Below are 26168 nucleotides of genomic sequence, written 5' to 3' on the forward strand. Positions count from 1 at the left end.
AAAATTACGCTGCAGATTTACAACAGATACTAATACGTTAATTGTCTTCGTGAAATCTACAGAAAAATCAGTAATAAGACTTTGTATTTCAAGCCTTTTACTACTATTCTCAGCCGTACACTCACCAGCACAGGAAAAATTATCACTGCAACAAGCCTTGCAATTGGCCGTACATAATTACGGTACCCTTAAAGCTAAAGCAAATTATGCGCACGCATCGTCAATTGCAGTAGATCAGGCTAAACGGGATTATTTACCCAATTTAATTTTAAGTGGCCAACAAGACTATGGCACTATAAACGGGCAAAATGGACCACTTTATGGTTTTGGTGGCTACGGCGTAGCATCATCCGGGCCAGCTCTTCCCAATCAAAATTGGAATGCGGCATTTGGTTCGCTTTATTTGGCCAATATGAATTGGGAATTCTTTTCCTTTGGAAAAGCTAAGGAACGGATAAAAGTAGCTCAAGGAATTGCAAATCGAGACGATAAAGACCTGCAACAAGAGCTTTTTAATCATCAAGTAAAAGTTGCGGCAGCCTACCTTAACTTACTTGCTGCTCAGAAACTTACCTTATCATACGAAAAAAATCTCCACCGAGCAGACACTTTTAGGCAAGTGGTCGTCACCCGTGCACGCAATGGTCTGATTGCCGGAGTCGACTCATCCCTGGCAAATGCCGAAGTGTCCAATGCTAAAATTGCGCTTACCAAAGCTAAAGATTTTGAACAGGAGAAAAGTAACCTACTTGCTCAATTAATGGGTATACCATCACAAACCTTTATACTGGATAGCGTATTCATCGCGCATATCCCTCAGGGGATAGAAGAACAGACGGCTATGGATACAACGAAGCATCCCATCCTGCAATGGTATCAATCACGCATCGCGCTGGGTAAGGAACAACGAAATTACTTAAAAACCTTATACTACCCCTCATTTTCATTAATTGGCATTTTCCAAACCCGAGGATCTGGATTCGGAAATGATTATACCCTCGATCAGCATGCGTATACATCGAATTATTTCGATGGCATTAAACCCACACGCACCAATTACTTAATCGGTGTTGGCTTAACCTGGAATATCACACAACCCTTACGGGTATCAAAACAAGTAAAAAGCCAATATTTTGTTAACGAAGCTTTGGCTAATGAATTTGAGCTCGCTGAACAACAGCTAAAAGCACAACAGGCATTATCTGAAACCAAAATACAAAACGCCCTGCACAATTACCACGAGGTTCCGATACAAGTTAAAGCGGCCTCTGATGCTTTTCTACAAAAGTCAGTACTCTACAAAAATGGCTTAACAAATTTAGTAGATGTGACACAGGCGCTTTATACCTTAATCAGAGCTGAAACGGATCGTGATATTGCCTATAACAACGTTTGGCAAGCCCTGTTGTATAAAGCGGCGGCTACTGGAGATTTTAGCTTATTCACAGAAAAGATTATTCCCTAGAGTAATCGTTTTTTACGTTTGACAACCATTAATATTTTACAAAAATCATGAATCTTATCCGCTTTGCATTACGTAAACCTATAACCATAATGGTTATTGTGGCAGGGCTATTCTTCTTCGGAATAAAAGCAGTTACTTCCATTAAGATTGATATCTTTCCTAAACTGGATATGCCTGTAATCTATATTTCCCATCCCTTTACAGGTTATACGCCCGAGCAGATGGAGTCTTTCTTTGCCAAGCAATACATTAATATCTTATTGTATACAAACGGACTGAAAAGTATCGAAACCAAAAATATCCAGGGATTAACACTTATGAAATTAAATTTCTATCCGGGCACCAATATGGCTCAAGCGGCGGCTGAATTGGGTTCTTTTACCAACCGGATACAGGCTATATTTCCTCCAGGCTCTAACCCACCTTTTATTATTCGATTTGATGCCTCTACCCTACCTGTTGGCCAATTGGTGCTCAGCAGTAAAACGCGAAGCAATAATGAACTGGCTGATTTGGCTAATACCTATGTACGCTCTTCTTTCACCTCTATTAGCGGCTTAGTGGCTCCCCCACCTTTTGGAGGAAATGTGCGGACTGTTGTCATTAACGCCGATCCGAAGCTGCTACGCTCCCATAATATGACACCTGACCAATTGGTTGAAGCGTTAAAATTGAACAACCAGACAGCTCCTTCGGGCAATGTACGTATAGGCGATAAAAACTATATTACCCCAACAAATACACTGCTCAAAAACATTAAAGATTTTGAAAATATTCCTTTATTCAAAAATGGTGTCCAGAATTTGTATCTACGCGACGTGGCTACCGTGCAAGACGCCGCTGATATTACCTCAGGTTATGCATTAGTTAATGGCAAACGTTCGGTATACCTCAATGTCGCTAAAAGTGCCGATGCTTCAACCTGGGAGGTGGTTAAAAATCTGAAAGCCGCTATTCCCAAAATACAAAGCCAACTCCCAGAAGATGTGCAGGTAAGCTACGAATTTGACCAGTCGATCTATGTTATGAATTCGGTAAAAAGCCTACTTAGTGAAGGAGCCATTGGAGCAATCTTAACAGGTTTAATGGTGGTCCTTTTCTTGGGCGACATACGCGGCGCACTTATTGTCATCTTAACCATCCCTACATCGATTATATCGGGTGTGCTTTTCTTAAATCTTTTCGGACAAACCATCAATATCATGACCTTAAGTGGTTTGGCCTTAGCCATCGGTATCTTGGTAGACGAAAGTACGGTAACCATCGAAAATATCCACCAACACCTGGATATGGGTAAACCAAAAGCGCTGGCCATTTGGGATGCCTGTAAGGAAATTGCTTTCCCAAAACTACTCATTCTCTTCTGCATTTTAGCAGTATTTGCACCTGCTTTTACCATGGGCGGTATACCCGGATCATTATTCTTACCCCTAGCATTAGCCATTGGCTTTAGTATGGTTGTTTCCTATTTCTTAGCCCAAACCTTTGTACCCATCATGGCTAACTGGATTATGAAAGGGAAACATCATCAAAAACCAAATGGAGACAACTTAACGGATGCAGAAGAATTTGATCGTGCTGGACTTATTAGTGACGATAAACAGGCACAAATAGAACAAAAGATAACTGCAGTGGAATCACCAGACCGAAATCCTAACGGTAAGGTCAGCTATTTTGAGCGGTTAAGAATACGGTATTTACGCTTCATTGAACGCATGATACCTTACCGAAAGGTAATCGTTATTGCCTACTTATTGATCATTTGCAGTTTAGCGGCGCTATTAATGACCACTATTGGACGCGATGTGTTACCCAAAGTAAACGGTAGTCAATTCCAGGTACGCCTCCGGGCGCCCGAAGGAACACGTATTGAAACGACGGAAAAGAGAACATATAAAGCAATCGACGAAATTAAAAAAATCGTTGGCCCGGAAAATGTATCCATTACATCTGCTTATGTAGGAACACATCCATCCTTATTCTCTACCAGTCCGATTTATCTGTGGATGGCAGGGCCCCACGAGGCGGTTATTCAAGTAGCACTTAATGAGCACTATAAAACCAATCTAGATGAGCTGAAAGAGCAGATTCGAGCGGCTTTTGCAAAAACGTTACCTGATGTTACCGCTTCGTTCGAACCGATTGAGCTTACCGATAAAATTTTAAGTCAAGGATCACCTACCCCTATAGAGGTGCGCTTTTCCGGCAGGGACAAAAAACTGAGTGAAGCTTATGCACAAAAACTAATCGCTAAATTAAAAAATATCAGTTATCTAAGAGATGTGCAACTCGGACAATCAACGAAATATCCGTCTATTAATATCAATATCGATCGTATGCGGGCTGCCCAATTAGGGGTCGATATGAACGATGTTTCCAGATCATTAATTGCTTCCACCTCCTCTTCCCGCTATACAGATAAAAATATTTGGATTGATCAGCGTATTGGTAACAGCTATAGTGTACAGGTACAGATTCCGGAAAATAAAATGAATAGTACGGATGAGATTAATGAGATACCCTTGCTAAAAAACCAAACTAGACCGGTGTTAGGCGATATCGCTACCATAAGTCCCGGGACGACCTACGGTGAAACGGATAACCTAGGTGCTATGCCTATGCTTTCGGTTACAGCGAATATCAATGATCAAGATTTAGGAGCTGCTGCTCAAGATGTACAACAAGCAATTGATGCTTTAGGTGAGCTTCCTCGAGGTTTGGATGTGCAACTCATTGGTTTAAGTAATACATTAGATGACACCATGAATAGTCTTGAAAGTGGACTGCTTGTGGCTATTGTGGTTATCTTTCTCATGTTAGCTGCTAATTTTCAATCGTTCAAGGTATCCGGTATCGTATTGGCTACTGTACCCGCTGTAATTTTAGGCTCTTTGAGTTTATTGTTATTGACACAATCGACACTAAATCTACAATCCTATATGGGCATGATCATGTCTGTTGGCGTATCCATATCAAACGCAGTACTGCTCATTACCAATGCCGAAGAAATACGGAAAACTACCGGTAATGCACTATCATCAGCTACTGGTGCTGCCGCATTACGGATGCGGCCGATTGTCATGACAGCACTCGCCATGGTGGTTGGTATGATACCGATGGCCAGTGGATTGGGTGAAGCGGGCGACCAATCGTCACCGCTAGGCCGGGCGGTTATTGGCGGACTGGTTGCTTCTACCTTTGCAGCCTTATTTATTCTTCCATTGGTCTTTGCTTGGGGACAAGAGAAAACGAGCACGCAAAGTGTTTCTTTAGATCCAGAAGACGAAGAAAGCATTCATTATATTTCATCAATCGTTAAAAATTAAAACACGACCATGCATACTCATCGATTTTTTCTATTGGCTATCGGCGCGTTTGGTATGAGTTATCTGCTAAGCAGCTGTACTTCATCCGTCAAAAATACCGGAGCAGAAAATCAAAAAACACCTACAGAATCATCACTGGAAACATTCAAGTTAACGAAAGGCCAACTCTCATCGGCCCTTAAAATTCCCGGCGAATTGCTTGCTTACCAACAGGTGGATTTATATGCAAAAGTCAACAGCTTTGTTAAAAAGCTCTATGTAGATGTTGGCAGTGTCGTTACAACGGGTCAATTGTTGGCGGTTATGGAAGCTCCTGAATTAAATTCACAGCTATTAGGTGCCGAATCTAGGTTAAAATCACAAGAAGCTGTTTATCTAGCGAGTAAAGCAACGTACCAACGGTTATTGGAAACCAGTAAGACTCCCGGAACCGTCTCTCAAAATGACCTTGATCTGGCACTAGCAAAGCAAAACTCTGATCTGGCGCAATTGCAAGCATCAAAGGCGGCTTTCAATGAGATTGGCGACACCAAAAATTACCTTGAAATAAGAGCGCCCTTCCCTGGCATCATAACCGCTAGAAATGTGAGTACAGGTGCTTATGTAGGCCCTTCGGGCAAGGGTTCAGAAGCACCACTCTTTACTTTACAAGAACAGCATAAACTTCGCTTAGTGATAAGCGTACCTGAGTTATATTCCGCTTATTTAAACCAACAAGATGAGGTTAATTTCTCGGTGAAGGCTTTCCCTAACGAAACCTTTAAAGCAAAGGTTTCGCGATTGGCAGGGGCGCTAGATGCCCGACTTCGCTCGCAACGTATCGAAATGGATGTTGATAACGAAAATAAACGTTTATTGCCCGGAATGGTTACAGAAGTGGAAATACCACTAAAAGGTAGTAACCAGGCATTTGTAGTTCCTTCTGAAGCCGTCTTAAATGCTACAACAGGGACTTTCGTTATTAAGGTGGAACATGATAGTACCAAATGGGTACCCGTTACTTTAGGTCGACAAACAGATGGGAAAGCCGAAATTTTTGGTCAGCTGAATGACTCGATGCAACTGGTAAAATCAACGTCTGAAGAAATAAGGGATAATGAGCCGTTGAAATAAAAAATCAGTTTTAACTTATGGTCGCATAAATCCCATTCCGAAAGCTGTACCACTACCCAAAGCGGCTCCAGCTAATACATCGGATGGGTTATGCACTCCCAAATACATCCGGGAATAACCTACCGTTCCGGCCCATATTACAGATGGTGCAATCACATACCATTTGGGATATGCTCGAGATAATGCGGTGGCCGTACTAAAAGAAGCGGAGGTATGGCCTGAAGGAAAAGAATAACTGGAAGGTTCATAAACTGCTTTAAAACCAATATGAGCATGAAAAGGCCTCGGACGTTTAAATATTTTCTTCAATGCGAAGTTCAATAACGCTGTAGTTGCTGTACTACTCGCAATATAAGCCGCATTCTGCCGCATTCCTTTGTTATGGTCAATAACGCCTGCGATAAAAAGGCCTGCAGGTATCGCCGCATTAACGTAGTTATTAGCATCAGACACGATACGCATAACCTTGGTTTGCTGTTCTGTTCGTTTAGCGGCAAGATTTTCTAAAATTTTTAAATCCAAGTGATCGATGGTCGACTGGCCAAAGGAAAGATGACCGCTAAACAGCAGAAAAATAACAAGAAATCTATGCATAATTCATTGAAATGGGTCAATCAAACATAGATAAAATGTGTATAACATCCAATCAATTTCTTTGGTATCTCCGATACGAATCCTTTTAAGAAACATTAGAAATGTTTTCAGAGGATTTGCTTTTCAGTCAAATGTTTCCAATATCGTCTTGGAACATGCTGTATATGTAATTTCAAGTTCTTTCGTTCCACTATATTCACCTGCTTAAAATATTGTTGCCATAGGTTACGATAACGTTTCTCTTCCGGATGTTCCAAAAGCATTTTATGCTCTTGGAAATCTTTTGAAAATGCTACCCTGACTTCTTCGACCTCTTGCAGATTATAATAAATCCCATAATCACGCTTCACGTCATAAATTAACCAACGTTGGTCTGCATAACGATCAGAAAAATGCTTACGAATGAGCGGCAATACATTAAAATCAGGTTCAATCATTGCCCCATATAAATCATCTTGCTGTCGACTAAACCGTATAAAGGCCTTCATTCGATGCCGTTCACGATCTACCATTTTTGCTATTTGCTTTATTCTTAAAACATCACTTCTCCCGTAAGCTAAATGAGGTTTATCTACGCCCGAAAAATAGAAGGATATTGCGGTGCATAACGTCATTTCAATTTGAGTTATTTCGGATAGAAAGACTTTATATAAATCTCCTAGCGCGTTTGGCGGTAGTTTTAATCGCAGCGCATTCCAAACACGTAAAGCTTTAGTCTCATTGGTAATCACTTCATGCATGGCATCAAAAAGGCCATTTTGTATGCTTTCCGGCTTTTTATAGATAGCAGCAATATGCCACTTATATTCAAAGCTTTCGAAAATCAGGGTTAGCATTCCCTTCCATGTCCCATCATAGCATAACCTATACATTCTAAAATAAATTCAATTGCTGGCAGTGACGCCGTAAATATTTACTTTGAGATGTAGCAAGAATGTACTGTTTAATTTTATGCGCCGCTTGATCACTGTAAATTTGCTTATAACCACGACAGATAATAAAGTATTTAGCCCGATTAATGGAAACGCCTATTTTTTTAAGTTGCTCCATATCAAGTGCTCCATATTGACGAGCCATAATAATCTGCTGAGCGGAACGTACACCTACGCCGGGAATCCTCAAAATTAAATGCAGTGCTGCTCGGTTGACGTCAATGGGAAAACATGAGAGATTCCTTAGCGCCCAGCTCAATTTTGGATCAATGTCAAGTTCTAGCAGCGGATATTGTCTGTTTACTAATTCATCCGCCTGAAAGCCATAAAAGCGCATGAGCCAATCCGTTTGATACAACCGATTTTCCCTCACCAATGGCACTGCAGATCCTATGTTAGGTAAACGGTTATCGCAACTAACAGGCACATAGCCCGAATAATAAACCCGCTTTAACGAGAAATCCCGATAAAGCCTTTGCGCCATAAACACAATTTGTTCATCGGTTTCTCCGCTTGCCCCAATAATCATTTGCGTACTCTGACCGGCAGGTGCAAAAATAGGGGTCTTCTTAAAAATCCGCTTCTCCTCTCCCAGCTCAGTGATTTTATTCCTTAGGTATTCCATCGGCTTCACCATGTCCTGTCTGTTTTTTTCCGGTGCAAGGAGCTTTAATCCTGATTCTGTTGGGATTTCAATATTAACGCTTAAGCGATCCGCATATAAACCCGCTTCGTGAATCAATTCGTCGCTAGCCCCCGGAATCGTCTTTAAGTGAATATATCCGTTGAAATGATGCTCTTGTCTTAATTTTTTCGCTATACGAACCAATCGCTCCATCGTATAGTCTGCATTTTTAAAAATACCACTACTTAAAAATAATCCTTCAATGTAGTTTCTCCGATAGAAATTAATGGTTAAATCGACTACCTCCTGTACGGTAAATGAAACCCGTTTTATATCATTACTTTTACGGGTTACACAATAGGCGCAATCGTATATGCAAAAATTAGTCAATAAGATTTTGAGTAGCGATACACATCGGCCATCTTCCGTATAGGTATGGCAAATGCCTGCCCCGGTATCCCCTAAACCCTTATTTTTGTTTTTTCGGTTACTGCCGCTTGATGAACAACTAACATCATATTTCGCTGCATCCGCTAATATGGACAATTTTTCTTCTATGCGCTCCAATAGTTCTAATTTTATTAGCAAATATACTAAATAAAATAGTAAACATAATCTTTACTTATAAAAATGACAGCAAATTAGACAACATAGCTAACCTTTCAATTCGAGTACCTGTTGTAAATGTAACGCTACACCAAAGTGCATGGTATCTTTAGCTAATGCATCCTGGAATGCCTTTATAGCGGCGGCGTATTGTTTCAGACCGAAGTACCCCAAACCTATCATGTATTGGCAATGAACACCATGACGTTTCTGTATATCGTCTTCGAAAATTAGCAAATCAGGCAATGAAACAGCAAAATAATCGATCTTTGCTTCATCATGTAGATGCTCTTCTCCATAAGCAATCAGCTTTTGAAAAATATGATTGGCCTTTTCGGTTTTGCCTAATGCGAGCCAGGCCAAGCCTTGATAAAAAATCTGATCGGGCTGCTGATCATTGTAAAACATGGCTACCGACGGTTCTGCAAGCCCTTGCGTAGCTTTTTCAAAATAGACTGTTGCTTGTTGCTCGTCATGCAATCCCCGATACGCACAGCCCAACCAGTAAAAGATATCGTTTTCCTGCGCACCAAATAACTTACCCTCTCCTAAGTTGTGGGGGTAAACCTGAGCCCGTTCGAGTTTATCAATGGCCGATTGAAACTGTTGGATAGCTAGATCTTGTTTTGCTAAGGCTATCAAGCTATATATATACTGTCCCGAGACTTTTCCTTCGCCCCCTTCCCAAGGATGGAATTTCCGGTCCATAATCAGTTGATACGCTTTTTCGTGTTCACCCAAGAAATTATAGAGGGCTGCCCGTTCTAAATATATATCATCCCGTAGGTTAACCAAGTCTTGGTGTTTTTCCAAAAACGTCAAGCGTTGTTCGGGCGACCGGTTCAGACGCTTATAGAGTTGATCGAGCTCCATGAACACACGTGCATCGGTCTTATCTAACGCAAAAGCCTTTTCGAAGGATGTTAACGCTTTACTGGCATCCTGCTGTTTATTAAAATAAGCAATCCCTAAATTCCGAAAAACGGTCGCAAAGCTACCGTCCCGTTCGGCCGACAGCTCCCATTGTCGAATGGCTTCCATATATTGCCGTTTATCATACCATAAATTACCTAGGTAATAAGGCGCTTTGGCATCGCTAGGATTTCGTGTGAGGGCAAATGTCAAGACGAGGATATCTTCTATACGGTTAGGAAAACAATAATCAGCACAGGCCGCCGCTGCTTGCTCCAAGTAAGAAAAAACGAGATCTTCCTCATGTAATTTTGCAGCGAACCAGGCCAAGTAATAAAATACCATGGGGTACGTATCCTGTTGCTTTTCTTGGATAGCCAAGTGCAGTAATTCACTAGCCTCTGTATATAAGCCCGCTGCGGCATAATCTAAAGCATATTCCATCCAATTGGTCGCTTCATTGCGTGCTAGCTGTTTTACGTGCGCTAATGTTTGCTCACTTGCTGTTTTTTGGCCGAGTATTTCATAATTTTTATATTGCTCGAAATAGGCGCCCAGATTGAACAGATCACGTTTAATAGCTGCTGCACAAACGGATAACGCTTCATCTATTTGGCCAAGTTTACGCAATATATAGGCCTTGAGTACCCAAGCTTTGCTATTGCGTGCATTCCGATCGAGCGACCATTGGATATGCGCTAAAGCCGATTCATTATCTCCTTTCACGCTAGCGAGCTGTGCTAGGGCAAAACACCCTTTATCTTGCCAAGCATCGTTCCAAGTGGCTTTATAAAACGCTTCGTAGGCCTCCTCATTCCGTTCTTGCATGACTAAACATAGCCCTAAGTTATAGTAAGGTTCGCCATCATAGGGGTTTGGATTGCGTTCAATCAAGGTTTCAACCGCTTGTCGGAAATAAGGCTCGCTCTTGACGAACTGTCCACGACGCAAGTACCATTTCCCCAATGCGTTGTTGTTCCGAACATCGTTCGGATCGCGTCGCAACGCTTCTTCATAATAATCAACTGGCTGATACGTCGCATGTCGGTATTGCTCTAGATGCAATCCCGTAAAAAATAATTGTTCATTATTCTCCACGTCGGCCGGTAGCAAAGCCGCTCGCGCGGGCTCAGGTAACTCACTCTTTCTATTTTTGCATGGATCATAACATATTAATTCCTTGCCTGTTGCATGAACAACACGAAGTAAAACTTCGTCTTCTTTGACATCCTTTTGTAAGGGTATAGTCTTTTTATATAGGACTTCAGGTGAAAGATCGAACACCTCGCTGTAAAGCTGTTTACCTGACACATAAAATTCCAGGTGTAGATTTTTTTGAATAGAAGTACCCATGATCTTCAAGGTGGCTACTTCGTCTTCCAAACCAACATAGAGCAAGATGTCTTTCGTGGCATTCTTTACTAGTCCCAGTTCCCGATAGGGCATAAAATATTGCGTAAACGACTTCTCTTCATAAGGCATTAGCCAAGTGAAATCCGGTTGGTTATCGGTATAAACACCGGTCATGAGCTCAATGTAGGGCCCATCCTCGTCGGTCAAGTTCCGATCCCAAGCCTTGCCAAAATCACCATTACCCCATGTCCATTGTTTTTTACCGGGTGAGATATGATGGTTGGCCACATGTAAAAGGCCGGCTTGGCTATCGTTTTCATATCCTCCTACAAAATCATAATCAGAGCGGATAGCCATGTACGAGGTAGGAACCGGAATATTTTTATAATTAGAAATATCCGTTCCAGGAGCATAATCCACCTTGTAATAGGTACCGGTTGCAATGGGAAAACTGGCTACATCGCGTTTTCCATGATCAAAAACCGCATTCACATCAGGTGGAAAAACTGATTGGTAATAATCGTTTACTTTCACTGCAGGGTTTGCCCACCAGAGAAAAGTTTGTGGTAAACTCGTACGGTTATATAGCTGTGCTTTTATTTCCAGATAAGCCTTATCCGGGTATAAGGTAAAACCGGCCATTCCCTTGGTATGAAACATTTTTTCTACCTCATTAACCCAAATGGTTTTACTCCCATCAGCATTTTCTGCTAAGGTATAGTCGATCGGTTCAAAGGTACTTGGACGGTGATGTTGTGGCCAATTAAATTCAATCCCACCTGAAATCCAAGGACCGCATAAGCCAACCAACGCGGGCTTAATGACCTGATTATAGTAGATAAAATGCCGTTGTTTAACCTTATCATAGGCCATTTGTATCCGTCCGCCCAGTTCGGGCAACACCATAATTTTCAGGTATTTATTTTCGAGAAATAGGGCGGTATAGGCGACATCGGTTTGCTCATCGTAGATTTTCTCTATCACTGGATTTGGATAAACAACCCCGCTACTTCCCTGATAAACACGTTTTTCAAAAAACATTGGATTTTTTTCTGCCTTACCTATCCTATAAGTTGGAATAGTGACTGTTTCTTCCCAAACACGTACAAAAAATTCGCTCATGTCTTATTTGTTTCTAATCTATAAAAATGTTAATGTTTGATTAATTGTTGTTCTAATGCTTCCAGTGTCTGCCCTTTCGTTTCACGCACCTTGCTTTTCACAAAAAGGAAGCCGACCAGACAAATGCCTGCATAGAGGTAAAATGGCCCGTAAGTACCCAATACTTCCGCTAAAATCGGAAAGGTAAATACGAGAATAAAATAAGCCGTCCAAAGCGACACGATGGCCACCGACGAGGCTAAACCACGGATCTTATTGGGAAAAATCTCGGATATCAGGACCCAGGTTACCGGTGCCAGTGATGTAGCATACATGGCGATAGCCAATAAAACGAAAACGGATACCAAACCGGGCGCTGCTTGGTGCTGTAGCAGAAAAGCCAAGACAATATATACTACAGATAACCCAAGTGAACCGATCAACATCAGCGGTCGACGCCCCAAGCGATCTACTTGCCACATGGCCACCACAGTAAATATCAAATTGACCAAACCGATTGCTACGGTCTCGAACAATTGTCGATCTAAGTTGGCACCAACCGATTCAAAGATGGTTGACGTATAATTAAACACCACATTAATACCGCATAGTTGTTGAAAAACCGCTAGTGTAATCCCCACAATGACAGCAGGCCGAACCGCTTTTTCGAATACGGCCTTGTACGATTGCTTAACACTACCTTGCAAAGATTGCTGAATGTCTTTAAAGGTGTCGGTTACAAAGGCCTCGCTACCAATATTGCCCAATACTTTCTTCGCTTGCGCTTCTTTTCCGGCCTTAAGCAACCACCGAGGACTCTCTGGCAGCCAAATCACGCCTAAAAAAAACAGGCCTGCCGGTACCGCTCCCAGTCCAAACATCCAGCGCCAAGCTTCTGGACCATTATCGGCCAAGGCATAATTGACTAAATTCGTAACCAATATACCGATGACGATGGTAAGCTGATTGATAGCCACATTTCTGCCGCGAATATTGGCAGGAGAAACTTCAGCAATGTATAATGGACTGAGCATAGACGCCATGCCTACACCAATACCGGCCGCAAAACGCATGATGACAAAAACGGTCAAACCAGAAGAGAAGGCCATACCTAGTGAGGATAAGGCGAAAATAAATGCCGCCAGCATGAGTCCCGGTTTCCGGCCATAACGATCGGCCAATCCACCAGCCAGCAAGCAACCCACGATGCAGCCTAGGGCGAGCGAACCGGTTAGAAACCCCTCCCACCAAGCATTTAAAGCGAATGCTGAACGAAGGAAAGGTAGCGCCCCGGCAATCACCGCAAAGTCAAAACCAAATAAGTAACCACCAAGGGCTGAAATAAAAGATATTCCCAATATATAGGTGTTGTTGAATGTTACAGACTGTTGATTCGTTTTCATAAATAATGTCTACCTCTTATAATAAATCTTTGATTTTTTCAATGTCCGCTCTCTGTTTGGGATCAAAAGCTTTGCTGGCCATATACTTTTTTAAACTGTATAACAGCTGTTGTGCTTCAGGCCTCTCAGCAATATCTGCTGTTAAATCTATACCTGAAACTAGGAGGCGTCCTCTTCCAACTTTGCATTCAAAAATTAATCCCAAGGGTTGTGCGGTAACCCAATCATCAATCACCCGAACGATTGGATTTAGATGATCCGCAACTTCATCCAGTCTAATTGCATTTGAATGACTCATGGCATCCCACCATTGCCAATCGCTATGATAATCGGTAGGGAAATCTTTCAAAGCCGGATGCGCTGGATTGCATAAAATACCCAATGTTGTTGGTGCTTGCCCATTAGTCCAGGCTGTATTCCAAAATATGCTCGAAAATCCAATTTTAACATCCCCCCCTTTTTCCGGTTTTATAGAACCTTGTTGCACATTGAGCAACACTTTACCTCCTTTTTCAAGCGTTTGAATAGCATGGGCATCCAAGCGTTGGGTAACCAATAGGCTATCGTTAATTTCAGGCAATGTTGCTGGATAAACAAACATATTCCAGGAATTGTGATAGTTATTGATAGAGACAGTTAAGGTTAGCTGACTGGCTTGTTGCACATTACTTAACGACTGCTTAATTTCTCCTAGTTTAAACGCGTTGCCTAATGGAATATTGGTATTATTCAATTTGCCATCGAATAAAACAGCTCCAGCTGCATTTTTGATGTTCCAGCTTGGTGTAACATTGGTCAAAGCTGCTTCTCCGAAATGGGCTACCTCTACCGGTATGTTCAGTGTTTCATTATTTTGATAAACCATTTTTGGAAGGCGCACTAAAGGTACTGTCGCATTACAAAAACGACTGTATTCTGCTCCTGTCACATAACCTTTATCACCCCAAAAAGGATCCAACACACCTACTAATGCAGTTCCTTGTCCAGGAAAATCATGTAGATCCAGCAATTGGAAGCCACCGAAGCCGGGTGTACGTAAAGCAGCTTCTATATCCGCTTTGTAGCATAAAACCTGCAGTTTTCCCGAAGCCATCAAAAAGCTATCCGCTAGATTCGCCATCTTGTGATTATTTAATTCTTCTTGAAAAATCTCAAAATTCTTGGCCTTTAAGACCCCATCATATTTGGGAATTTCTTTAAAATTGGGATAGACACACCACTGCCCTATTTCATGGCTCACAGTGGGGTGTTGCCACTTCGCAATAATTTCAGACCAATCGTAATCCGTTCTTGGCGCTTGGCCATTAATAATACTTTTCAGATCTTCGCCCCAACGTTGAATCCTTGGATCCGGCGTGTTGTTGTAATCGCTACTTAAAATAACCGGCCAACCACCTGCTGTTGTATAAAGTCTTCTGGCGTCTTTCTCTTGCCAATAATGCACAAAATCGGTTAGGTATTTTTCATGGTTTTTACCACTAGGTTCGTTTCCATAGGCCATCATGCAGAAAGAAGGATGGTTACCATAGGCTTTCACCACCCGTTCGCTTTCATCATAAATATATTGATCGAGAGGCTTACCATCACCAATAGATGCCCCTTGATTGGCCCATGAACTGTTTTCTACTTGCAGATAAAAGCCAGCACGATCTGCTGCTACAAAAGCTGCCTCAGGCGGAGTCCAGGAGTGAAAACGCATATGATTGAGCCCGTAAGACCTGCATACATCGAAAATATGCGACCAGGAAGCAACATCTGTTGGAGGATAACCCGTCTCCGGAAAAATAGCGCATTCGAGTGTACCGCGAAGGAATGTAGGGCGACCGTTAATCGTAAACTGTGTGCCTTTAGCGGCGAATTCACGCATTCCAAATGTCACTCTACTTTCTTCCGATTGGCCTTGGTTTGTCAATTGCACGTGCATGTCGTAAAGATTGGGATGGAATTCGTCCCATAACAAGGGGTTATTCCCCATTGGATAAATAATCTCCAGTTCTGTTTGCACTCCCTTGACATGAACGGTTTTTGTTATAGGCTGTAGTTTTTCAGCTTGTAAATTATTGGAAGTTGCGGTAAATGCTATATTGGCTTTAGTTGGTTTATTTTTCGGATTATTAATTTTTAGTCGGGCAACCACCTGTCTGTGCTGAACATCTGGATAAAGCTGTATATCATCGAGGTGAAGCTGTGGCCGGGCGGCAATAAACAATTGACCCACCATACCATTCCAATTGCTTTGCGTGTGATCAGAAATACTGTGTGCATTTTGACCCACATTAATGTCTTTTACCCGATTATCGATACGTATAGCTAACAAATGGGTTCCCGGCTTTAAGGATTCAGACAAATCGAAGGTATGCGGTGTTCCTAGGCTGTTTTTCATACCTATCCGCTGACCATCAATCCATACCGTTGTTTCCCAATGACTTCGTTCTATGAATAGTTTGATATTGTTACCCTTCCAGGATGTAGGAATAGTAATTGTTTTTTGATACCATGCAGCTCCTTTATAGTATTTAACCGGTTGGAGCCAAAAGGGAACTTTTATATTTCCCGGTGCTCGATATTTGGCATACTTCGGCTTAAAAAACCAGGAGGAATCAACAATGCTGCCTGTCCAAGGCGTATTTACCGTAATATCATCTCCTTTACCATTGGTGGTCATAGAACCCGGCAACCGTATCGTGTCTTCCAGTTTCCGATTGAACCATCGTTCATTCACGCCAACATCCAGCGAATCAATCTGAAAAAGCCATGTTCCCGAAAGATCAATTTTATCTTTTGTCTGTTGTTGTGCCCTTATATAAAAGAACATAAACTGTAATAGCATCAAAACGATAATTAACCTTCTATTACTATTCATCATTGTTTTTGATATTTTCATGGAGTAACTGATCAGTCAAATTTGCGATTTAATTCTTTTTTAATGGCCTATTTTAATTGGCAGTTCAATGAATACGGAAAAATGATTTGGCAGAAGCTTTTTTATCATAATGATCCGCGAATATGAACTTTGATTCTGCATAAGTACTATAATGGTTCAACAACGATAACAAAATTAGCGTATAATAAAGCGTTTAAAATGGAGAAAGCCTTTTTAAAAATGGATTATTTTACTATTTTAGCCTTAAAAACCAATCATTATGATCAGAAAGAAAGAAGGGTTTGAAGGAGAAAGAGCCATTATCATTCCACCAAAAATTATCGCACAATATAAAGGTACACCATTAACACAGGAGTTTTATATTACCGATATCGGTTATTATCCGAAGGCTAAACACCATTATCGGGATAGGCATGAAGGTTCTGGAGAACATATATTGATACATTGTGTGGAAGGCAAGGGGACAGCCATCGTGAATGATCATGAAATTAGGATTGAGCCGAATGACTTCCTCATCATCCCTGCAATGATGCCACATGTATACCGAGCCGATCCAGTACACCCCTGGACTATTTATTGGTTACATTTTAGTGGTCGTCAGTCGGCTACAATGAGCCAAAAGCTTTTTGAAAAAATGACTTCACAACAAAACAAAGTCATGCAAAACGAGCAGCATCTATCCTTATTTGATAAAATATATGACACCTTACAACAAGGGTACGGCAGAGAAAACATGGAGTTTATTGCGCTCATTATACCTTATTATCTTAGCGGTTATCTTTTAAATGAGCGCTTCAATCATCATCAGGATAAGCAAGCGCAGGATGCCATTAACCAAGCTATCAATTTCTTAAAAAGCCGTATTTCACAACCAACCAGCTTAAAAGAAATAGCGGATCATGTGCATTTATCGATATCGCACTTTTCGAGCATATTCCATAAGAAAACCGGTTATTCGCCGATTGAATATTTCAATCACCTTAAGATACAACGGGCATGTCAATTGCTGCAATTTACCAACCAGCGCATTTTCGAAATTGCTTTAGCCATAGGCATCGAAGATCCTTATTATTTCTCCAGACTTTTCAGCTCCCATATGGGCGAATCACCCAAAAATTATCGGAATCGCTGGGCCATGCGACCATCATCGTAATTTAATGCAAATTGTTTTCACATTCAATTTTACCAAAACCTATTTGCTTCATGGGTGAACGAAGTTAATAACGCGTTATCTTCTATGAAATCCCGAACGCAAATCAATAACGTTCGGGATCCTTTCTATATAAGATTCGTGCAGCCTTTATTTCATTTTCCTGCCTGTCACTTGGATTATATTCGTTAATTAAACACGGTCAAGAGAGATTATTGAGATATAAGCTATTAATCACCGTTTATTTATCATTAATCGTTAACTAATCTTTTTTACTGCATAGCTATCTTTTAGTCAAGCGCAAAAAATGAGTGAATAACATTCCATCTTATAAATTTCGAATTTACAACTTACAATGTAGATGGACCTTGGTTTGCTGTAGTTGGCCAACCAGGATTCTGATATATGGGAGATGTAGACACCTCATTATTTTCAGACGAAATTAAAAAATGTTGAATCGCTATCGGAGATAGGTAATGCGCCATATTCCACTTATAACCTCCTAGCACCAAAGACTTTGCAGATATCTCATATGGGCGCAAGTACTTGCTGGTTTGCGGTGAAGAAACATTTGCTGCAGGATCATTCAATCCATATATCAACTTTGTCCCCCCCGCTGGCTTATTATACCAGGTTTGCATTGGCCCCCATAACTTGAAACCTTCAATATGATAAGAATTAGTCATCAATTGGTCCATGGAACGCCAACGTCTTAAATCCGCATACCTAAATCCTTCATATAGCAGTTCACAGCCACGCTCGCGACGGATATTGTACAGGGTTGCATCAACTAACTGTCCGGCAGAATAAGCAGCCCAGTTGTTTTTCGCTTCTTCGGACATATTGGTGGCCGCTATGGTTGTCTGGAAATCTTCGTTGACTCTCGCTCTGCGACGGATGCTTTTCCAATAATTTTCTGCCTTGCCATCTAACGACTTATTTTTTTCATAACATGCTTCGATGTAATTCAGATAAGCTTCTACTGATCTAAATGCCAAAGAACCGGTATAAGCTAAGCCATTCCCGCCATGTTTCTGATCGTAATTGTTGAATTTTCTTACTGTATATCCGGTAGTATATCCCCATCCTTGGCTGCTCTCAGTGATATCAGGAATAGGTTCAATTAATGTGGAGTGTGTTCCCTCACTGGATTCGTACAATACATTTTTCTGGCCGGGCTCTTTTAAAAATAACCACAGTCGTCCATCTCTGTTTTTTCTGACATCCGCCAACACATCATCTCCCGCATATCCAGAAGCCTGCGCATAAATGGGTAAGCCATTCGCCATCAGAAAAGAGTTGACATAGCCACGCGTCAAACCTACTTCACCATTTCCCAACTGGGCCCGTTGTACAATGTCGTGAGTGATGCCCAAACCTTTATCATATTGTCTCCATAATAGCACTTCGCTATAAGCTGACATATTCTCGCTTCCAAACATATCGTGGTATGGATTTACTGCATCGGTAACATCCTGCTGCAGTACCCCGTTATTTTCTACCAAAGGATAATTATCAGCAACGGCCATGGCTGCTTCCATAGACTGACTGAGAAAATAATCAATTTCGTTGTCAATACTTCCGGATGGATATTGGTAACTCCTATTGTAATCTTTGTCTTTCCCTGGCCATCCCGTACCATTTGGCACAAAAGGGGTATTCTTAAAATATTTGAGCCATGTTCCTTCAAAAAGTGCTACCCTGGATTTAATCAGTTGTGCGGATGCTTTGGATATACGATTTTTTTGGCCATCCGGAGCCCTTTCCTGAAGCAAGAGAATAGCCTGATCCAGATCGGACAGGATAAAACGGGCAACTTCATTGCGTGGAAATCTTTTACTAGCTTCTATCAACTGACCTTTTTCATCTTTCAAAACCGTTTTAACGATCGGAAAATCGCCAAATTCCTGCACATTTTTATAGTATTCAAGGGCTCTTAAAAAGTACATCTCCCCGATATAATGGTCTATATTCTCTTTTATACCGGTTATTTCACCAGCTTCCCAAAGGGGAAGAACACGTTCCATGAAATAGTTTGCGCTATATATCTTTGTAAATTCCCAATTGCCTCCTTCATGCGGCACCTTCCACTCTCCGGGAGCATAGCGATTATCATATCCCTTATATGCAGCAATGTCGGTATGTGCATCGCTTGAAAAACCTATTTCTCCAGAGGAAAAGGAAGGCAAAATATCCGGGTATAATTTATTAGCGTATGCAGCCAGTTGAGATTCCTCGTTTAAATAAGCTTCCGGTGTGACTTGGGAAAGAGGTTCCCGGTCCAGAAAATCTTTACACCCCATTTGCAATCCAATGAAGACCGCCAATATTATTGATTTTATGATATTTTTCATGATGGTATATATTAAAAATTAAGACTTAGACCAGCTGATATTGTTTTCGACAATGGATAAACGCTACCATTCCACCCTCCGTCAACAGTTTCCGGATCGAATGTCTTAAACATCTTTGTTCCCGTCCATAGATTTTCACCCGAAACGAAGACACGTAACTTGGCGACATGTAATCTGCTTGTTAGCGATATAGGCAAGGTATATCCTAATTGGATGTTTTTTAATCGGATATATGCTGCATTCTGTATATATCGTGTTTGGATCTCTTGGTTTCGTTCTGAATCGAAGAGGGGGCGTGGGAAATAAGCATCCAGATTTAAACCGAGCAGGTGGTTTGGGTTGTCCCGGAAATAATCCATTTGAGGTTCCATAGCTGTAGATTCCCAAACGCTGCCGGAAGCGCCCCAAAAATAATAGCTGTCTTGAAAATAGTCACGCTTCATGACACCCTGAAAGAATAGTCTCAAATCAAACCCTTTATAGTCCGCATTCAGATCAACGCCAAACTGATAACGTGGGCTGCTATTCCCGATAATACGCCAGTCACCATGATCGTCCCAAGTACCGGCACCGCCATCTATCTTGCCGTCCTTGTTCACATCAGCGTACATGATATCGCCTGCGCCCCATTGGCTTCCTAGTGCATTTTGCCCACCATTGGGCAGGGTAGCCAAGTAATCGTCCATTTCTTGTTGGCTTTTGGCAATGCCAATGGTCGTATATCCCCAGATTTCGCCTAACATCATATTTTTTCTATAGGTTTCGGGGTCTAAACTTCCTGTTTCGTTCGGGTACCTTGTTATTTCCGTTTGAGCGTCGGACAACACTATTTTAGCACCATATCCAAATCCACTTGCCAAGCGGTCGTTCCAGCCTAATGATAATTCGAAACCATACGTATTTAAATCGGTATTATTCGTCCTGGGAACGGCTGTTCCTAATGTAACGGGTAGTTCTGTAGCCGGACCGACCATGTTTAACGTTCTCCTGCTGTAATAATCGAAAGATCCAGTCAGCTTATTGCGAATAGCTCCAAAGTCAACCCCCACATTCCAAGTATTTACTCTTTCCCATGTGATTATCGAACTGATTAATCCAGGAACCGTAGCGGTGTTAGGCTTCACCCCATTGATAAGCCAACTGCCATTGGCAGCACCTACTTCCATCAATTGATAAGTTGGGTACCAGCTATCGGTATTTTGATTACCTAATTCGCCGTAGGAACCTCTGAATTTGAATAAACTGACATATTGTTCAATCGGTTTCCAGAAATTTTCCTTCGCCACATTCCAGCCTAAAGAGAAAGATGGAAATAATTTCCAACGTGTGTTTGAGCGAAAACGGGAGGTGCCATCGTACCGAAGATTTACTTCGGCTAAATATTTTTCCTGATAATCGTAATTCAACCTGCCGAAGAATCCGGCTGTAGACCAATGATCATTGCCCCCCGAAACACTCGGTGTAACAGGCTTTCCATAGGCATCCACTCCCGTTGTAAGGTCAATAACAGGAAGGTTAGGCACAATGATACCTTCACGTTGTGCTGAAAATACTTTTCTTTTAAATAATTCGGTTTGAAATCCAACCATTCCTTTCATATGGTGTCCTGATTCCAAATTTTTGGTGTATTCGGTATATACATTCCAGTTCATGTAATTATCTTTTTGCTGATCCTCATGAACATGGGAATTATTGTTTGAAGGATATGGATTGCCTGCAACATCATAATTATAGGTCTTCTGAATATCCCAATGTGTATTCACATTGACCGTTCGGTAATTGAAATCAACAAAGGTCTTCCAATCTTTAACGGGTTCGAGTATGAATTGCACCTGTTGATATAGATTGTCTGTCTGCCATATCCCACGACCACCATCACGCATATTGAGTGCAGGTGAAGGTGAATTATATAAATGACCATTCGGATCATATAGCGGCAATGTTGGCCATCCCTGACGTGCTATATTTGAAAAAAAATCGTCTCTTAAAAAGGAAGGTCTTCCGTAATCTTCACGTATAAACCGATTGGTATAATTTAGATGAGCCCAATCCGTAAGTTGTGCATTGATCTTCGCTGTTCCACTGTATCGATTATACTTATCTTGGTTGAATTCCATTAGCCCATTTTGGTCTAGGTAGTTGAAAGAGGTATAATAACTTACCTTATCACTTCCTCCCTGTGCACTGAAATTATGTTCTTGCGAAAAGACATTACTGCGATACATCGCATCGTACCAATCTACATTATCGTTACCGGCAAGGTAGCCATCTGCCCAATAGTCAGGGTTGCTTGGGTTGGGTATAACTGTCGTTGTTCTTTCACCATGCTGATATTCCAGAATACGTTTCATATGTTCTTCGTCAAACTGAGGTCCGACTCCGCCATTGGCATTTGCGTCATTAAAATAGGTTGCGAACGTATACGAATCCACCATCTTGGGCAGCAGCACAGGATTATTCCATCTGAAACTATTGTTATAGTTGATGACGGCCTTGCCAGCACGGCCTGTTTTTGTGGTTACCAATATGACTCCAAAAGGAGCTCTGGAACCGTAAATAGAAGATGCTGCAGCATCTTTCAATATGGATATATTGTCTATATCCTGCGGATTAAGTGCATTGATATCCCCTTCCATACCATCGATCAGTATCAGCGGGCTCCCGCTCGAACCGGTACCGATAGTAGCTACCCCACGTATGTTTATACTCGGCTTATTTTCTAACATACCATTATTCTGCGAGATATTCAATCCAGGGGACAGGCCTTGCATTGCCTGCGCGGCTGTCAATACCGGACGCGATGCTAAGGCTTTCGCGTCAATTGTTCCCACAGCTCCGGTTAAGTTTGTTTTCTTTTGCGTACCGAAGCCGATCACGGCTACTTCATCCAGTACTTTTGTATCGAATAGCAAGATGATATTTATTTGTCTTTTATCGTCTACGGAAACGACTTGCGGAACATACCCTACGTTGGAAAACCGCAAATTCGCTTTCGCGGGAACGCGCAGGGTATAAGAGCCGTCCGATTTGGTCAATATTCCGTTTGAAGTCCCTTCTTCCTTAACACTGGCGCCTACAATAGGCATACCTTCCTCATCTGTGACAACACCCTCTACTTGAATAGTTGGATGTTTTATTTGCGCAAGCGCGTTCTGTAAGCAAAATAGTGTGGCAATTAAAAAAACTAATGCTCCGACTTTTACCGCCGGAAAAAAACAATTATGATTTAATTTTCTTTTCATAATTTAAGTCTCTTAAATGGTTAATAAATAGACGCTGCCGAAGCGCGTTCATATTTGCTTTGAGATGGATCAATCAATGCCGCTATTTTTTCGAAAGTTATATTCTTCGTCGGTTTGAACGCAGCCGAATTCATATATTCAAGCACGCTGTATAAAAACTGACGTTTTTCGGGTGAGGCATCCATATTACGTATCAAATCCATACTGCAAACCAGCAACTTGCCGTTTTCGCATTGTGTTTCAAATACCGAAGCTAATCTTCTGTTATTTGCGAAATTGTCTACACATTCTACTATAGGTTCAATATTGTGGTATAAACTGTCAGTAATCATTGTTTTGGATTCAATGAGTAAATTCCACCATTGCCAGTTCGTGTGCATTTCTGTAGGAAAATGCGCAAACATGGGATGATTGGGGTCACACAAAATCCCCATCGTCCCGGCCTGCTTAGGAAAATGAACCGGGCTCCAGAAGACGGGTAGGAATTTACCTTCCAAACCTTTTACTGTTTCATAAGAAGGATTAAATAAAACCTTCTTCCCCTCTTTCAAAGCCTTGTGTGCTTCTTGCATATTCGAGGTAACCAAAACATCCTTTTTTTCTATCGCTAAAGAGCGCGGATACACCCATATCTTCCAGGAATTCATATATTCCGTCTCGCGAATATGCACGGAAAGCGTAAATTCACCTGCGCTGTCAATAGGTGTTAAAGGGCAATTGATCTTTCCTATTTTAGTATTATATCCGGCTGGTGCATGGGTATTCGTAAAAATACCATGCTGAATACTCCGCCCTTTAGTGTCTTTTAACTCCCAGATTATTGGTTTATCTTTGATATCTGCATTACTGTAATTTGCAATTTCTACCCCAGAAGTAAATGTCTCATCATTTGTATAAACTGCTTTGGGATAACGAATTAACGGTACTACAGATGAACAAAACTGTTGAAACTCCTTGGATGATGTAAATCCTTTACTATCCCAAAAGGCATCTAGCAAACCAACAAGGGCTGTGCTTTGTCCCGGATAGTCGTGCAAGTCCAGTAACTGAAAACCACTACATCCGGTGGTTTTTAAAGCCCGCTCAATTTCTTCTTTATACAACAGTGTAGCCAGCCTGCCTGAAGCTTTTAAATAGTCATCCGCTTTTGTTATCAGCCCTTTGCGCTCCAACTCCTGCTTCACCCCTTTAAAATTCAACGGGTCTAATACCCCAGTGTATTTCTCAATTTCTTTCAGATTGGGATAAACGGCATATTGACCTACTTCATGGGTAATCAGTGGTGCAGGCATATCTTTGCTGGCATCCGAAAAATCTTTATCAAAACGGGGAGGTTCTTCATTGAACACACCCTGCCCACGCACCCAGCCACGTTTTGTCCATTGGGTAATTAAAAAATCATCATCCGGTTCGGGCCAGTCCCCGTGCCCTCTTTCGAAAGTAAAGGAAGTTGTCGTATACAAACGACGGGAATCATTCGTTTTTATATGCAACAACAAGTTCTTTAAAAAATCAAAATCCGGTTGCAGCTCATTTCCCATGCTGAACATACAAAACGAAGGGTGATTACCATATTCGGCTACAATACGATCAGCTTCTTGGTAGAGAAAGCGATTGGTTGGTTCATCTTTCCCTGCATTGAGCGCCCAAAAAGGAAGTTCAATCTGTAAATACATCCCCAGCTCGTCCGCGACCTCAAAAGCAGCTTGAGGTGGACACCAGGAGTGAAAGCGCAAATGATTTAACCCCCACTCTTTAGCCGTTTTCATTACTTTTTCCCAGCCGGACTTATCCGTTGGGGGATATCCAGTAAGCGGAAAGATGCACGATTCGAGCGTTCCGCGCATAAAGACCCGTTGGTTATTCACCAAGATTGCTGCACCGACACGTTTTATGTCCCGCATACCGAACGTGGTATTCTTTGAAGAGTGCGCGTCCCCTGCTTTCAAACGCACATTTAATTCATACACCACAGGGCTTAGCTCACTCCACGTCTGGAATTTATCGCCCATGGCGTAGGTTAATTCAATAATTTGCTCCTTTTCACTTATAACTATATTTTCTAGTTTGACAGGCTTTAGTTGAGCATTGCCATTTGTTTCTTTTACAGTGGCGACTAGTTCTCCCGATGTCGCTTTACTCGTATTATGGATATGTGCTTTTATCCGTATACTTTTTTTCTCCAGATCCGGATATACATCCAGCTGTTTGATTGAAACCTGATCTTCAGCTATCAGTGCTAATTCGCCGATGACCCCATTCCACATGATCTGTGTTTCATTGGTATATGCATGTCCTTTATCGTCAATAGAAATATCGTATTTCTTCCGATTATCGATACGAAGCGCGATAACATGTTTTCCGGGGGTCAGCTGGGTGGTGAGACCATAGTAATGCGAAGCACTCAGACTTTCTCCCTTGCCCCTTACCTTTTTGCCATCAACCCATAGGGCAGTTTCCCAAATAACACGCTCTAATTTGAGCGTGATATTTTTGTGCTGCCATCCAGCGGGTATATCTACCTCTTTTTTGTACCAAGCAGGACCCACATAAGAATTTTTCCGTGTAAGGTGTAATATTTGCGGTTTATCGATAGCGGGCTTCAGTGTATTAGCGATACCTTTTCCTGCATCATCTGTTGTGCCGGGCAGATCGATGACTTCTGTCAACGATTTCGCGTACCATTTTTCATCTATACCCCTATCGGTTGAATCCAAGGCAAATTGCCATTGCCCCGCTAACGAAATCCGCAATTTTTCTTCTTGCTGACAAGAAAAAAGGCAAATCGCTACTAATGAAAATAGAATATTCTTCATACTTCTTGATTAAATTTGGTTTTCGATTTCTAATAAAAAGCTTTTGATAAACAATATTATATGGTTATGTAAGCTATTAATTGGCTCATAGTCAGTTCTGCTTACCGAATAGGTCGGTTAAGCGCCCCTTTTGTTTTTCTCCTAATGGGTCGCACTTCGTGCATATTTAAATAATTCTAGTTTTTAAACATTGTTGTCCGGTTAAATTCCCAATGTTCTTACAAAACATGCTTGGTTTCACTTGATCGCTGTTTTTCTGTTTAATGTCGATAGCATGGTCATGTCTGAAAGA

13 protein-coding genes are annotated in these 26168 nt (G+C 41.5%); 4 read left to right on the forward strand and 9 right to left on the reverse strand.

The window, feature by feature from the left end; translation table 11 throughout:
• Nucleotides 1-49: 49 nt before the first annotated feature.
• Genes ABD930_RS12850 through ABD930_RS12860 form a run of 3 tightly spaced genes read left to right on the forward strand, consistent with a single transcriptional unit; the run spans nt 50 to nt 5904 of the window.
• Nucleotides 50-1465 carry a TolC family protein gene (locus ABD930_RS12850; protein ID WP_345232130.1) on the forward strand — a complete coding sequence of 472 codons (1416 nt, stop codon included), beginning with the start codon at nt 50-52 and terminating at the stop codon, nt 1463-1465.
• A gap of 47 nt (nt 1466-1512) precedes the next feature.
• Nucleotides 1513-4791: an efflux RND transporter permease subunit gene (locus tag ABD930_RS12855; RefSeq protein ID WP_345232131.1), complete on the forward strand. Its 3279-nt coding sequence runs from the start codon at nt 1513-1515 to the stop codon at nt 4789-4791.
• 9 nt (nt 4792-4800) lie between these two features.
• Nucleotides 4801-5904 (forward strand): efflux RND transporter periplasmic adaptor subunit, encoded by a 1104-nt coding sequence (locus tag ABD930_RS12860; protein WP_345232132.1) that lies wholly within the window; start codon nt 4801-4803, stop codon nt 5902-5904.
• A gap of 15 nt (nt 5905-5919) precedes the next feature.
• Here the strand turns inward: ABD930_RS12860 and ABD930_RS12865 are convergent, their stop codons facing one another.
• The 6 genes from ABD930_RS12865 to ABD930_RS12890 all read right to left on the reverse strand — a co-directional run bounded on the left by ABD930_RS12865 (nt 5920) and on the right by ABD930_RS12890 (nt 16296).
• Entirely contained in the window at nt 5920-6498 is a 579-nt protein-coding gene (locus ABD930_RS12865; protein WP_345232133.1) for a phosphatase PAP2 family protein, read from the reverse strand.
• Between the two features lie 107 nt (nt 6499-6605).
• Nucleotides 6606-7370, reverse strand: coding sequence for a TIGR03915 family putative DNA repair protein (locus tag ABD930_RS12870; RefSeq protein ID WP_345232134.1), 765 nt, complete (start codon nt 7368-7370; stop codon nt 6606-6608).
• Nucleotide 7371: 1 nt separating this feature from the next.
• The gene (locus ABD930_RS12875; RefSeq protein ID WP_345232135.1) at nt 7372-8622 is read right to left on the reverse strand and encodes a putative DNA modification/repair radical SAM protein; all 1251 of its coding nucleotides are present in this window, start codon (nt 8620-8622) and stop codon (nt 7372-7374) included.
• Between the two features lie 87 nt (nt 8623-8709).
• The gene (locus ABD930_RS12880) at nt 8710-12048 is read right to left on the reverse strand and encodes a DUF5107 domain-containing protein (RefSeq protein ID WP_345232136.1); all 3339 of its coding nucleotides are present in this window, start codon (nt 12046-12048) and stop codon (nt 8710-8712) included.
• A gap of 29 nt (nt 12049-12077) precedes the next feature.
• A complete protein-coding gene (locus ABD930_RS12885) occupies nt 12078-13430 on the reverse strand; it encodes a sugar porter family MFS transporter (RefSeq protein ID WP_345232137.1) in 1353 nt (450 codons plus the stop codon).
• A 16-nt stretch (nt 13431-13446) separates the two neighbouring features.
• Nucleotides 13447-16296, reverse strand: coding sequence for a sugar-binding domain-containing protein (locus ABD930_RS12890; RefSeq protein WP_345232138.1), 2850 nt, complete (start codon nt 16294-16296; stop codon nt 13447-13449).
• Nucleotides 16297-16573: 277 nt separating this feature from the next.
• Between ABD930_RS12890 and ABD930_RS12895 the strand changes: the two genes are divergently transcribed.
• Nucleotides 16574-17467, forward strand: a complete 894-nt coding sequence (locus ABD930_RS12895) for an AraC family transcriptional regulator (RefSeq protein ID WP_345232139.1) — start codon at nt 16574-16576, stop codon at nt 17465-17467.
• Nucleotides 17468-17814: 347 nt separating this feature from the next.
• Here the strand turns inward: ABD930_RS12895 and ABD930_RS12900 are convergent, their stop codons facing one another.
• From ABD930_RS12900 to ABD930_RS12910, 3 genes are read right to left on the reverse strand one after another with little or no spacing between them, the layout of a single operon-like run.
• Nucleotides 17815-19818, reverse strand: a complete 2004-nt coding sequence (locus ABD930_RS12900; protein WP_345232140.1) for a RagB/SusD family nutrient uptake outer membrane protein — start codon at nt 19816-19818, stop codon at nt 17815-17817.
• A gap of 11 nt (nt 19819-19829) precedes the next feature.
• Nucleotides 19830-23060, reverse strand: coding sequence for a SusC/RagA family TonB-linked outer membrane protein (locus ABD930_RS12905; RefSeq protein WP_345232141.1), 3231 nt, complete (start codon nt 23058-23060; stop codon nt 19830-19832).
• A 20-nt stretch (nt 23061-23080) separates the two neighbouring features.
• Complete coding sequence (locus ABD930_RS12910) at nt 23081-25876, reverse strand: sugar-binding domain-containing protein (protein ID WP_345232142.1); 2796 nt, start codon at nt 25874-25876, stop codon at nt 23081-23083.
• Nucleotides 25877-26168 lie beyond the last annotated feature (292 nt).

This window comes from Olivibacter ginsenosidimutans (assembly GCF_039542865.1).
GTDB classification, from domain to species: Bacteria; Bacteroidota; Bacteroidia; order Sphingobacteriales; family Sphingobacteriaceae; genus Olivibacter; species Olivibacter ginsenosidimutans.

Bases quoted from the DNA above. Each gene is read 5' to 3' on its own strand.
- ABD930_RS12855 (WP_345232131.1), top strand. From the start codon at position 1,513: ATGAATCTTATCCGCTTTGCATTACGTAAACCTATAACCATAATGGTT.
- ABD930_RS12860 (WP_345232132.1), top strand. From the start codon at position 4,801: ATGCATACTCATCGATTTTTTCTATTGGCTATCGGCGCGTTTGGTATG.
- ABD930_RS12865 (WP_345232133.1), bottom strand. From the start codon at position 6,498: ATGCATAGATTTCTTGTTATTTTTCTGCTGTTTAGCGGTCATCTTTCC.
- ABD930_RS12870 (WP_345232134.1), bottom strand. From the start codon at position 7,370: ATGTATAGGTTATGCTATGATGGGACATGGAAGGGAATGCTAACCCTG.
- ABD930_RS12880 (WP_345232136.1), bottom strand. From the start codon at position 12,048: ATGAGCGAATTTTTTGTACGTGTTTGGGAAGAAACAGTCACTATTCCA.
- ABD930_RS12885 (WP_345232137.1), bottom strand. From the start codon at position 13,430: ATGAAAACGAATCAACAGTCTGTAACATTCAACAACACCTATATATTG.
- ABD930_RS12890 (WP_345232138.1), bottom strand. From the start codon at position 16,296: ATGATGAATAGTAATAGAAGGTTAATTATCGTTTTGATGCTATTACAG.
- ABD930_RS12895 (WP_345232139.1), top strand. From the start codon at position 16,574: ATGATCAGAAAGAAAGAAGGGTTTGAAGGAGAAAGAGCCATTATCATT.
- ABD930_RS12900 (WP_345232140.1), bottom strand. From the start codon at position 19,818: ATGAAAAATATCATAAAATCAATAATATTGGCGGTCTTCATTGGATTG.
- ABD930_RS12905 (WP_345232141.1), bottom strand. From the start codon at position 23,060: ATGAAAAGAAAATTAAATCATAATTGTTTTTTTCCGGCGGTAAAAGTC.
- ABD930_RS12910 (WP_345232142.1), bottom strand. From the start codon at position 25,876: ATGAAGAATATTCTATTTTCATTAGTAGCGATTTGCCTTTTTTCTTGT.